At 72.2% G+C, this 11,765-nt stretch carries 8 protein-coding genes; 4 read left to right on the plus strand and 4 right to left on the minus strand.

Annotation, left to right across the window (positions count from 1 at the left end):
- The first annotated feature begins 161 nt into the window (after positions 1-161).
- Positions 162-1,289: an alanine dehydrogenase gene (gene ald / locus J2S22_RS00005; RefSeq protein ID WP_272776295.1), complete on the plus strand. Its 1,128-nt coding sequence runs from the start codon at positions 162-164 to the stop codon at positions 1,287-1,289.
- A gap of 58 nt (positions 1,290-1,347) precedes the next feature.
- Complete coding sequence (locus J2S22_RS00010) at positions 1,348-2,223, plus strand: DUF1194 domain-containing protein (RefSeq protein ID WP_272776294.1); 876 nt, start codon at positions 1,348-1,350, stop codon at positions 2,221-2,223.
- Positions 2,224-2,303: 80 nt separating this feature from the next.
- On the opposite strand, the gene J2S22_RS00015 is transcribed toward J2S22_RS00010, so the two are convergent.
- The 3 genes from J2S22_RS00015 to dxs all read right to left on the minus strand — a co-directional run bounded on the left by J2S22_RS00015 (position 2,304) and on the right by dxs (position 6,454).
- A complete protein-coding gene (locus tag J2S22_RS00015; protein ID WP_272776293.1) occupies positions 2,304-3,542 on the minus strand; it encodes a class I SAM-dependent RNA methyltransferase in 1,239 nt (412 codons plus the stop codon).
- Positions 3,543-3,555: 13 nt separating this feature from the next.
- Positions 3,556-4,305 (minus strand): TlyA family RNA methyltransferase, encoded by a 750-nt coding sequence (locus J2S22_RS00020; RefSeq protein WP_272776292.1) that lies wholly within the window; start codon positions 4,303-4,305, stop codon positions 3,556-3,558.
- Positions 4,306-4,522: 217 nt separating this feature from the next.
- Complete coding sequence (dxs, locus tag J2S22_RS00025) at positions 4,523-6,454, minus strand: 1-deoxy-D-xylulose-5-phosphate synthase (RefSeq protein WP_272776291.1); 1,932 nt, start codon at positions 6,452-6,454, stop codon at positions 4,523-4,525.
- A gap of 202 nt (positions 6,455-6,656) precedes the next feature.
- On the opposite strand from dxs, the gene ku reads away from it, so the two are divergent.
- Together ku and ligD are read left to right on the plus strand one after the other, a co-directional pair.
- Positions 6,657-7,625, plus strand: a complete 969-nt coding sequence (gene ku / locus J2S22_RS00030; protein WP_272776290.1) for a non-homologous end joining protein Ku — start codon at positions 6,657-6,659, stop codon at positions 7,623-7,625.
- A 53-nt stretch (positions 7,626-7,678) separates the two neighbouring features.
- Positions 7,679-10,438, plus strand: coding sequence for a DNA ligase D (gene ligD, locus J2S22_RS00035; RefSeq protein WP_272776289.1), 2,760 nt, complete (start codon positions 7,679-7,681; stop codon positions 10,436-10,438).
- Between the two features lie 34 nt (positions 10,439-10,472).
- Here the strand turns inward: ligD and J2S22_RS00040 are convergent, their stop codons facing one another.
- Entirely contained in the window at positions 10,473-11,645 is a 1,173-nt protein-coding gene (locus tag J2S22_RS00040; protein ID WP_272776288.1) for a CdaR family transcriptional regulator, read from the minus strand.
- Positions 11,646-11,765 lie beyond the last annotated feature (120 nt).

An 11,765-nucleotide genomic window follows, 5' to 3' on the forward strand; every position in this document is an offset into this window, starting at 1 on the left:
GGCGCCCCCGCCCCCAGGGGGGGCTGCGCGGGGCCGGCCCCGCGGGGGCCCCGGGGGGGGCGCGGGCCGCGCGGGTCCCCCCCGCCCCCCCCCCCCGCGGGCGGCGCCCCCCCCCCCCCCCGGCCGTGATGGGGGTGCGCCTCCGCCACCGGGAGCATGTCATGCGGGTCGGCGTTCCGAAGGAGGTCAAGGACCACGAGGACCGGGTCGGCCTGATCCCGGAATCGGTGCGCGAGCTGGTCGCGCGCGGCCACACGGTGCTGGTCGAGCGCGGGGCGGGGGCCGGGGCCGGCCATTCGGACGCGGCCTACGCGGCGGCCGGCGCGACCCCGGCGGACGACGCCGCGGCGGTGTTCGCCGGCGCCGAGCTGATCGTCAAGATCAAGGAGCCGCTTGCGCCGGAGCGCGCCCGGCTGCGCCGCGGCCAGACGCTGTTCACCTATCTGCATCTCGCGCCCGATCCCGAGCAGGCACGGGCGCTGCTCGCCTCCGGCGTCACGGCGATCGCCTACGAGACGGTGACCGCACCGGACGGCACGCTGCCGCTGCTGGTGCCGATGTCGGAGGTCGCCGGGCGGCTCGCGCCACAGGCCGGCGCCGCCTGCCTGGAGCGCCCGCATGGCGGCCGCGGCGTGCTGCTCGCCGGGGTGGCCGGCGTGCCGCCGGCCGAGGTGGTCGTGCTCGGCGGCGGCGTGGTCGGGCAGAACGCCGCCCTGATCGCCGCCGGCATGGGCGCCGACGTCACCGTGGTGGACCGCGATCCGGCGGTGCTGCGTCGTGTCGCCGACCGCTTCGGCGCGCGGGTGCGCACCGTGTTCTCGACCCGCGGCACGATCGACACGCTGTGCCGCCGCGCCGACCTGGTGATCGGCGCCGTGCTGGTGCCGGGCGCCACCGCGCCGAAGCTCGTCACCGCCGAGACGGTGCGGGCCATGAAGCCGGGCGCCGTGATCGTCGACGTCGCCATCGACCAGGGCGGCTGCTGCGAGACCTCGCGGCCGACCACGCATTCGCAGCCGACCTACGTGGTCGACGGCGTCGTGCACTACTGCGTCACCAACATGCCCGGTGCGGTCGCCCGCACGTCGACCTTCGCCATCAACAACGTCACGCTGCCTTTCGTGCTGGCGCTCGCCGATCAGGGGACGGCCGGCGCGCTCGCCGCGGACGTGCATCTCGCCACCGGTCTCAACGTGCACGACGGGCGGATCACCCATCCGGCGGTGGCACGCGCGCTCGGCCTGCCGTTCACGCCTCCCGCCGAGGCGCTGGCGATGATGCGATCGTGAACGGCGACGCCCCGGCGTCTGTGAGAGCATTGCGATTCTCACGACGGCGGAGACGGGCATGCGGACGGGATTTCGGCTGGCGGTCGCGGTGGGGGTGCTGGCGGGGCTGACGGGCGGCGCGATCGCGGCCGCGCGGCTCGGCGCCGCGCCGGCCCTGCGCTTCGCCGACATGCCGCGGTCGCAGGCCGGCTCGACCGTCGACGTCGAGCTCGTCCTCGCCGTCGACATCTCCTACTCGATGGATCCCGAGGAGCAGGCGCTCCAGCGCGAGGGCTACGTCGCGGCGCTGACCTCGCCGGAGTTCCTGGCCGCCCTCAAGCAGGGCATGCACGGCCGGATCGCGGTCACCTATGTCGAATGGGCCGGTGCCGTCGACCAGCGCGTGCTGGTGCCGTGGCGGGTGATCGACGGCCCCGGCAGCGCCGAGGCCTTCGCGGCCTCGATCGCCGAAGCGCCGTACCGGCGCGCCTATCGCACCTCGATCTCCGGCGCCCTGCAGTTCTCGGCGGATCTGTTCAAGGACAGCGGAGAGCGCGGCATCCGCCGCGTCATCGACGTCTCGGGCGACGGCGCCAACAACCAGGGCGCCCAGGTCGATCACGTCCGCGACGAGGTGGTCGCCAAGGGCATCACCATCAACGGACTGCCGCTGGTGCTCAAGCGCCCGAACGCCGCGACCATGGACCTCGAGGCCCTCGACGTCTATTACGAGGACTGCGTGATCGGCGGCCCGTCCGCGTTCGTGGTGCCGATCCGCGATCGCAGCCAGTTCAAGGACGCGACCCGCACCAAGCTGGTGCTGGAGATCGCCGGCCGCACGCCGGAGGCGCGCGTGATCCCGGCCGCCGATGCCGAGCCCAAGGCCGCGCCACGCGTCTCCTGCCTGATCGGCGAGCGCATGTGGCAGCAGCGCTGGGGACGGGATTTCAATTGAACGTCTGATCACATCGGAGGGCTGGTTTCGACCCTCTCCCCTCGCGGGAGAGGGTTTCAAGGTGGTGCCGAGCGGACACCTCACCGCACGAACTTCGCGACGATCTCGACGTGATAAGAATAGCGGAACTGGTCGACCGGCGTGACGTCGGTCAGCCGGTAGCCGCCGGCGATCAGCAGGGCGGCGTCGCGGGCGAAGGTGGCGCTGTTGCACGACACCGCGACGACGAGTGGCACGCGGCTCGCGGCGAGCGCCCGGGCCTGCGCCTCGGCGCCCTGGCGCGGCGGATCGAGCACGACGGCGTCGACCTTGGCGAGCTCCTGCGCCACCAGCGGCCGGCGGAACAGGTCGCGCGCCTCGGCCGTCACCGGCTTGAGCCCCGGCGTGGTCCTGGCCGCCTGCGCGAGCGCCGCCACGGCGGCGGCGTCGATCTCGACGGCGCGGACGCGCGCCCGCTCGGCGAGCCGCAGCGCAAACGGGCCGAGGCCGGCGAACAGGTCGACGACGCTCTTCGCCTCGCCGACATGGGCGTCGACCAGCCGCGCGAGCTGCGCCTCGCCCGCCGCGGTCGCCTGCAGGAAGGGGCCGGGCGGCAGCGCCACCACGGCGCGGCCGATTCCGACGGTCGGTGCGACGCGCTGGGCGACCAGCTCGCCGTGGCGGGTGAGGCGGGCGAGCCGGTGATGGTCCGACACGGCGGCGAGCGCCCGGGCGCGATCGGCGTTCAGCGGGCCGGAGCCGCGCACGTCCACGTCGAGGCCGGCGTCGGTCGCCGTCACCTGGATGTCGAGGGGCTTCTTCAGCGGCTGCAGGGTCTCGGCGATCGCCCAGGCGGCCTCGATGGCGCCCGCGAGCCCGGGCGCCGTCACCGGGCAGCGGTCGATCGGCACGATCTCGTGGGCGCGCTGCGCCGCAAAGCCGACCTGCAGGATGTCGCGGGTGCCGCGCCGGGCGTGCAGGGTGATGCGGCGGCGACCCTCGCCGTGGGCGTCGACGAGATCGCCCACCGGCGTCTCGATCCCGGCGCTGCGCAGCGCCTCGACCAGGAGCCCGCGCTTCCAGGACAGGTAGGGGGCGGCGGCCAGATGCTGGGTGGCGCAGCCGCCGCACACGCCGAAATGCGGGCAGATCGGCGCGATGCGGTCCGGGCTCGGCACCTCGACCCGCACCAGCCGCCGCCGGTCCGGATGGCCCGCCACCGCTTCCACCTCGACCGTCTCGCCGGGCAGCGCATAGGGCACGTAGATCGGAAACGCGGGCCCGTCGACCACGCCGTCGCCGCGGCGGCCGAGAGTCGCGATGGTCAGGCGTTCGGTCATCTCGGACTCCCGCTCAGGTGCCGCGCCGCGCCACCAGCAGGAACTCGCGATTGCCGTCGCCGCCCGTGATGGGGGAGGGGAGCACGGTGCGCACCTCGCAGCGGAGCGACCGCACCAGCGCGGCGGTGCCGTCGCACACCGCCGCGTGCACGGCGGGATCGCGCACGAGGCCCTTCTTCACGTGCTCTCGCCCCGCCTCGAACTGCGGCTTGATCAGCGCGACGAGGTCGCAGTCGGGCGCCGCGAGCGCCAGGGCCGCCGGCAGCACCAGGGCGAGCGGGATGAAGCTGACGTCGACCACCACCAGGCTCGGCGCCGCGTCGAACACGGCGGCCGTGAGCGAGCGGATGTCGGTCGCCTCCAGCGAGACGACGCGCGGATGGGCGCGCAGCCGCGCGTGGAGCTGGTCGCGGCCGACGTCGACCGCGTAGACCTTGCGGGCGCCGCGGGTCAGCAGGAGCTCGGTGAAGCCGCCCGTCGAGGCGCCGACGTCGAGGCAGACGCGGTCGGCCGGATTCACCGGGCCGGCGTCGAGCGCCGCCGCGAGCTTGAGGGCGCCACGCGACACGTAGGGATGGGCCGGCAGCGCCTCGATCACGGCATCCGGCGCGATGGTGTCGGAGGGCTTGCCGACCGGCACGCCGTCGGCCTTGACCAGGCCGGCCGCGATCGCGGCCTGCGCCTTGGCGCGGCTTTCGAACAGGCCGCGGTCGACCAGCAGCCGATCGGCGCGCAGGCGAGCTTCGGCGCGCAGGCGAGACATGGCGACACCCCCGTGTTGCCCCTTCCATGGTGCCGCCGCCCCCGGCCGCCGCGACTCCCTCCGGCTCCGCGGTCGCGGGCCGGAGCACGGCGTCGCACATGGCCATCCCAGGGTGACGGATATAGGGCGGGCCGCATGCCGGCCGCAAACGAAAAGGCCAAAACGAAAACGGCCGGGTCGCCCCGGCCGTTCGCAGATCGCGTGAGGGTGCGGCGGCTCAGGCCAGCCGCGCCGTCTCCTTGGCGGCGTCCTTGCCGAGCGCCTCGAACACCCGGGTGACGATGCCTTTGCGGTCGAGGCCGGCGCGGCCGTACATGGCCGGCTGGGTGTCGTGGTCGATATAGGCGTCGGGCAGCACCATCGAGCGCACCTTGACCCCGCGGTCGAGCAGGCCGGCCTCGGAGAGCGCGTGCAGGCAGAAGCTGCCGAAGCCGCCGATCGAGCCCTCCTCGATGGTGATCAGCACCTCGTGCTCGCGGGCGAGGCGGCCGAGGAGATCGACGTCGAGCGGCTTGGCGAAGCGCGCGTCGGCGACCGTCGTCGACAGCCCGAGCGCGGCGAGCTCGTCGGCCGCCTGCAGGCATTCGGACAGCCGGGTGCCGTAAGAGAACAGCGCCACCTTGTGGCCCTCGCGGAGGACGCGGCCCTTGCCGATCTCCAGGGGCGTGCCCTCGAGCGGCATCGGCACGTTCATGCCCTCGCCGCGCGGATAGCGCAGTGCGGTCGGGTGCTCGTCGCAGGCGGCCTGGGTCGCCACCATGTGGACGAGCTCGGCCTCGTCGGCCGCCGCCATCAGCACCATGTTGGGGATGCAGCCGAGATAGGCGATGTCGAACGACCCAGCGTGGGTCGGGCCGTCGGCGCCGACCAGCCCGGCGCGGTCCATGGCGAAGCGGACCGGCAGGTTCTGCAGCGCGACGTCGTGCACGACCTGGTCGTAGGCGCGCTGCAGGAAGGTGGAGTAGATGGCGACGAACGGCTTGTAGCCCTCGGTCGCGAGGCCGGCCGCGAAGGTGACGGCGTGCTGCTCGGCGATGCCGACGTCGAAGCAGCGCTCGGGGAACAGCTTGCCGAACAGGTCGAGGCCGGTGCCGGACGGCATCGCGGCCGTGATGGCGACGACCTTCGAGTCCTTCTTGGCCTCCTGCACCAGCGCCTCGGCGAACACCTTGGTGTAAGACGGGGCCTTGGCGTTGGACTTCACCTGGGCGCCGGTCGCGACGTCGAACTTGACGACGCCGTGATACTTGTCGGCCGAGGTCTCGGCCGGCGGGTAGCCCTTGCCCTTCTGGGTCACGCAGTGGACCAGGATCGGGCCCTTGCGCTTGGCCTCGCGGACGTTCTTGAGCACCGGCAGCAGGTGGTCGAGATTGTGGCCGTCGATCGGGCCGACATAGTAGAAGCCGAGCTCCTCGAACAGCGTGCCGCCGTGCGTGATCATGTTGCGGGCGAACTCTTCCGCCCGCACCGCCTGCTCGTGCAGGCGCCGCGGCAGGTGCTGGGCGAACTGCTTGCCGATCTCGCGCAGCGACAGGTAGGGCTTGCCCGACATCAGCCGCGCCAGATAGGCGGACAGGGCCCCGACCGGCGGCGCGATCGACATGTCGTTGTCGTTCAGCACCACGATCAGGTTGGAGTCCATGCCGCCGGCGTTGTTCAGCGCCTCGTAGGCCATGCCGGCCGACATCGAACCGTCGCCGATCACCGCGACCACGTGGTTGCGCTTCGTCCCGTCGAGGTCGCGGGCGACCGCCATCCCGAGCCCGGCTGAGATCGAGGTCGAAGAGTGGGCGGCACCGAACGGATCGTACGGGCTTTCCGACCGCTTGGTGAAGCCGGAGAGGCCGCCGCCCTGGCGCAGCGTGCGGATGCGGTCGCGCCGTCCGGTGAGAATCTTGTGCGGATAGGCCTGGTGGCCGACGTCCCAGATCAGCCGGTCGTCCGGCGTGTTGAACACATAGTGCAGGGCCACGGTGAGCTCGACGACGCCGAGGCTCGAGCCGAGATGGCCACCGGTCTGCGACACCGCCGAGATGGTCTCCTCGCGAAGCTCGTCTGCGAGCTGACGCAGCTCGGTGGTCTCCAGGCGGCGCAGATCCTCGGGAAGGACGACGCGGTCGAGCAACGGAGTATTCGACGGCTGGGGCAAGACACTACCTCCCTCGAGGGGTCAACAACGATTTCCTATCAAGGGCTTACACCAGATAGGCTGTTCCGACAAACATCCGGCGGGACGGACCGCGCGCCCGCGCGCGCCGCGTCCCCGCTGGAACCGTTCGACTTTATTCAGCGTTCTAACTCAACAACTTGTCAACTCGACTTGATTTCCGCACATACCCGCTGGGAGACCCATGGCGGCTCGCGCAAACTGGAAAGGCTACCTCAAGCTGTCGCTCGTGTCATGTGCGGTCGCCCTCCATCCGGCGGTGTCGACGGCCCAGCGCGTGCGCTTCAATATCCTTAGTAAGGCCACGGGCCATCGGGTTCGCAACGAGGTTGTCGATTCCGAGACCGGCGACCCGGTTCCGGAGGAGGAGCGGGTCAAGGGGTACCGGCTGGACGACGGATCCTATGTCGCGCTCGGCGACGAGGACTTCGACCAGGTCGCGCTCGAGAGCACGCACACGCTCGACATCGAAACCTTCGTGCCCGCCGCCGAGATCGACCCGATCTATTTCGACACTCCTTACTTCCTGGTTCCCGACGACGACATCGCCCAGGAGGCCTACGCGGTCATCCGCGACGCCATGGCGGCCGAGCAGGTCGTGGGGCTCGCGCGGGTGGTCCTCTATCGGCGCGAGCGCATCGTCCTCGTCGCGCCGCGCGGCCGGGGGCTGATGGTGCGGGCGCTGCATTACAAGACCGAGGTGCGCGACGAATGCGCCGCATTCGAGGCGATCGACACCATGAAGGTGGCGCCCGACATGCTCGACCTCGCGGTCCACATCGTCCGCAGCAAGGCCGGGCATTTCGAGACGTCGACCTTCGAGGACCGCTACGACGCGGCCCTGATGGCGCTGATCCGGGCCAAGCAGGAGGGTCGGCCGCCGCCGCCGGCGCCGGAGCCGGGCCCGGGCAACGTCATCAGCCTGATGGAGGCGCTGCGCCGGAGCGTGAAGGCGGGGGCAGGAGCACCGGCCCCGGCGGCCCGGGCCGAAGCGGCGGGCAAGGCGAAGAGGACGAAGCGGGCGCGGTCGCCGGCCGAACGCAGCGTGGAGGGCGGCGCCGATCGAACCTCGACCGCCAAGCCGACGTCGACCAAGGCGTCCGGAAAGACGGCGCGCTCCAGCCCGCGCAAGCGGCTGAAGAAGGCCGGGTAGGGCGGTGCGCGCGATGTGTACGGCGGATGTGTGTGGCCCAGGCTGATCCCCTCATGGCTCTCGACACTTATCGGCAGAAGCGCAAGTTCGACGTCACGCCGGAGCCGCGCGGCCGCAGGGCGCGCGGCAAGGGCGACAGCTTCGTCGTGCAGAAGCACGCGGCGCGGCGCCTGCACTACGATTTCCGCCTGGAGCTGGACGGCGTCCTCAAGAGCTGGGCGGTGACGCGCGGCCCCAGCCTGGTGCCGGGCGAGAAGAGGCTGGCGGTCGAGACCGAGGACCACCCGCTGGAGTACGGCGGCTTCGAGGGCACGATCCCGGCGGGCCAGTACGGCGGCGGCACCGTGATGCTGTGGGACCGCGGCCGCTGGATCCCGGACGGCGATCCGCATGTCGGGCTGAAGAAGGGCCACCTGCAGTTCACGCTCGAGGGCGAGAAGCTGAAGGGCCGCTGGCATCTCGTGCGCATGCACAAGCGCCGCGGCGACAGGCACGACAACTGGCTGCTGATCAAGAGCGAGGACGAGGCCTCCCGCACCGCCGCGGATCCCGATCTCCTGGAGGAGAAGACCCTGTCGGTGGAGACCGGTCGCTCGATCGACGAGATCGCCGCCGGCAAGACGCCGAAGCGCAAGACCGGCGTGAAGGCCGCGGCGGTGTGGCAGTCGTCGCGAAGCGAGGAGCCGGCAAAGGTGCCCCGCAAGGCGCCGTCCGAAAGACAGAGCCGCCCGGCCCCCGCGCGCGCCGCGCGCGCCGCGCGTGGCGGGAAGGGGGCGGGGGGACGGGCATCTCCGCATAGAGAAACGTCGACACGGAGCACGGCGGTCCCGCGACCCGCCCCGGCCAAGCCGGGCAAGGCGAAGACCACGAGCGCCGCGAAGCGAAAGTCCGCGGCGAGCCCAATGCCCGACTTCGTCCCGCCTTGCCTGGCGACGCTCGCCGATGCGCCGCCGGACGCGCCGGGCTGGATCCACGAGATCAAGTTCGACGGCTACCGCATCCAGGCGCGGCTCGAGGACGGCGCCGTGGTGCTGAAGACCCGCAAGGGTCTCGACTGGACGCAGCGCTTTCTCTCGGTCGCACGCGCGGTCGCGGCGCTGCCGGCCGGGACGGCGCTGATCGACGGCGAGATCGTGGTGGAGAACGCGTCCGGCATCTCGGACTTCTCGGCCCTGCAGGCGGCGCTGGAGGCGGGGCGCGAGGACTTCGTCTACGACGTGTTCGATCTCCTGCACCTGGACGGGCGCGATCTGCGAGACCGGCCACTCGCCGAGCGGAAGGCGGCGCTCGCCGATCTGGTGGCGAAGGCGCCCGGGGACACGCTGCTGCGCTTCTCCGACCATCTCGCCGAATCCGGCGCCGTCGTGCACGAGCACGCCTGCCGGATGGGGCTCGAGGGCATCGTGTCGAAGCGCAGCGACGCGCCCTATCGCTCCGGCCGCGGGACCGACTGGATCAAGAGCAAGTGCGCCGACCGGCAGGAGTTCGTGGTCGGCGGCTATCGGCTCGCCACCGGCTCCACCCGCGCGGTCGGTGCGCTGGCGGTCGGCACGTTCCAGGACGGCGAGCTCACCTATGTCGGGCGCATCGGCACCGGCTACACGCAGAAGACCGCGGGCGAGCTGTTCCGGCGCCTGTCGCCCCTCGAGGTGGCGACGATGCCGTTCGCGCGCCTGCCGGCCGACGAACGCCGCCGCGACATGACGTGGGTCGAGCCCGAGCTCGTCATCGAGGCGGAGCTGCGCGGCCGGACCGGCAGCGGCCTGCTGCGCCACGCCGCCTTCAAGGGCATCCGCGAGGACAAGGCCTCGCACGAGGTTCTTCGCGAAAGGCCGATACCGGTGGGCGAGGTGCAGGAGCAAGCGATGGCGAGGGCGAAATCCCCACGAAAGAAGGCCTCTCCCGCAGACACCTCTTCACCTCGGCCGGGCGCCGGGGAGAGGGCGCGCGGCGGCGCCGCACCGCCGGGAGCGGCCAGGCTCACCAATCCGCAGCGCGTCTACTGGCAGGACGTCGACATCACCAAGCAGGGGCTGGCCGACTATTACGCGAGCGTGTGGGACTGGATCGCGCCGCATGTGGTGCGCCGGCCGCTGGCGCTGCTGCGCTGCCCGAACGGCGTCGGCTCGGAGTGCTTCGTCCAGAAGCACTCCCACGCGACGTTCGACAAGAGCCGCATCCTCTCGGTCGACGACGACGGCGACGAGCTGATCGCCATCGAGACCCTCGACGGGCTGCTGGCGCTGGTGCAGGCCGGCGTGCTGGAGGTCCATGTCTGGGGCTCGACCATCGACCGCGTCGACGTCAACGACCGGCTGGTGTTCGACCTCGATCCCGGCCCCGACGTGACCTGGGCCGCGGTGGTGGACGGCGCCAGGGAGGTGCGCGACCGGCTGGCCGAGATGAAGCTGGAAAGCTTCGTGAAGACCTCGGGCGGCAAGGGCCTGCACATCGTGGTGCCGCACGACGGCGCCGACTGGACGACCGCCAAGGAGTTCTCCAAGCGGCTCGCCTATGCGATGGCGGCCGACGCGCCGCAGAAATACATCGGCAAGATGACCAAGAGCGCCCGGGTGGGGAAGATCTTCGTCGACTATCTGCGCAACGGCCGCGGCGCCACCGCGGTCGCGGCGTACTCGCCGCGGGCGCGGCCGGGCGCGCCGGTGTCGACGCCGGTCGCATGGAACGAGGTGACGGCGAAGCTGTCGCCGGCGCGGTGGACCGTGCTGAACCTGATGGACCGGCTGAAGCGCCTGAAGGCCGATCCCTGGGCCGGGATCGCCGCGGTGAGGCAGAGGCTGCCGGGACCCTGAGTCCCCGCCGGCGGCCGGACCCGGCACCGCGGCGTCACGGCTTCGGCGTCGTCATCTGTCCGGCCCCCAGCGCGATCCAGGCCAGCACGGCGTCGTGGAAGCGGCGGGCCGGCGCGAGGCCGGTGGCGTCCTCGAACTGCCTGAGCCGGTAGGCCAGCGTGTTGCGGTGGATGCCGAGCGACGCGGCGGTGGCGCTGCCGTCGAGATTGCCGGCGAGCAGCGCCGCCACCGTCTCGCGCAGCGCCGGGCGCTTCGCGAAGGCCACCTCGATGCGCGCGACCAGCGGCTGCGCGGCGCTGTCCCCGTCGCCTCCCATCAGGCGTTCGCGCAGATAGTCGGCGAGCAGCGTCTCCTCGAAGATCGCGCGCACCGGCAGCCGCTTGCCGGCGCGGGCGAGGGCGAAGCGGGCCTGCCGGAACGACGCCGGAAAGCCCCCCGGCGCGGCGCGCCCGCCGACGCCGGCGCGGACCACGAGGCCCGACCGGCGGGCGAGGTCGCGCCGCAGCGCATGGGCGCGCGCGAGCAGAGCCGCGTCGGGTGGCCCGGCGGCGGCGAACAGCACCGCAACGGTTCCTTCCAGCGTGCCGACGAAGTCGCGCGGCTGCAGCGTCCCGGAGCGGCGCAGGTGATCCTCGCTCTCGGCGAGCGGCGCCTGGGCGAGGCTGGCGACTCCGCCCGCCGCCCTCCCGTCGTCGGCGGTCCGGAACAGGGCGACGATGCGGTGCGGCTCGACGTCGAAGCCGACCGAGCGGGCGAGGCGGCGCGCCGCCGCCGGCAGCTCGCCGCCCTCGTGCAGCAGCAGGAGCTGGGTGAACTCCTCGCGCATGCGGCGGTTGGCGCCCGACTCGCGCTGCAGCGTCTCGCGCTCCAGCACCAGCTCGGTGATCATCTTCACCAGCTGCGCGGTGGCGCGGACGTCCGGCGGGTCGCCGAACACCCCGACGACGCCGACCGGCCGCTCGTCGCGGACGATCGGCATGTTGATGCCCTGCAGGGCGCCCGGATAGCGGGCGACCTCGTCGGGGAAGATCTCGATGGTCTCGCCGTGCTCGATGGCGATGCGGGCGCCCATGTGCACGGTGCCTATCCGGTGCGGATGCCCGGAGGCGATAATCTGGCCCCGCAGATCCATAAGGTTCACGTTGCGGTGCACCACCGGGATGATGATGTCGACGATCCGCTGGGCGAGCTCGGGGCTGATCTGCATGACGGCCGCTCTTTGTGCATGATGCACAAAATCGGCTTAGCGGGCCCGGGTCTTCGCAGCAAGCTTCCTGTTCGCGGCGCGTCCCGACGCGCCTATCGTCGAGGCGTTCTCACCGGCGCA

Source organism: Rhodoplanes tepidamans (genome assembly GCF_030813915.1).
GTDB classification, from domain to species: domain Bacteria; phylum Pseudomonadota; class Alphaproteobacteria; order Rhizobiales; family Xanthobacteraceae; genus Rhodoplanes; species Rhodoplanes tepidamans.

Excerpts from the sequence above, each read along its gene's own strand:
- J2S22_RS00040 (WP_272776288.1), bottom strand. The coding sequence starts at position 11,645 with ATGCAGATCAGCCCCGAGCTCGCCCAGCGGATCGTCGACATCATCATC.
- ligD (WP_272776289.1), top strand. The coding sequence starts at position 7,679 with ATGGCTCTCGACACTTATCGGCAGAAGCGCAAGTTCGACGTCACGCCG.
- J2S22_RS00020 (WP_272776292.1), bottom strand. The coding sequence starts at position 4,305 with ATGTCTCGCCTGCGCGCCGAAGCTCGCCTGCGCGCCGATCGGCTGCTG.
- ku (WP_272776290.1), top strand. The coding sequence starts at position 6,657 with ATGGCGGCTCGCGCAAACTGGAAAGGCTACCTCAAGCTGTCGCTCGTG.
- J2S22_RS00015 (WP_272776293.1), bottom strand. The coding sequence starts at position 3,542 with ATGACCGAACGCCTGACCATCGCGACTCTCGGCCGCCGCGGCGACGGC.
- J2S22_RS00010 (WP_272776294.1), top strand. The coding sequence starts at position 1,348 with ATGCGGACGGGATTTCGGCTGGCGGTCGCGGTGGGGGTGCTGGCGGGG.
- ald (WP_272776295.1), top strand. The coding sequence starts at position 162 with ATGCGGGTCGGCGTTCCGAAGGAGGTCAAGGACCACGAGGACCGGGTC.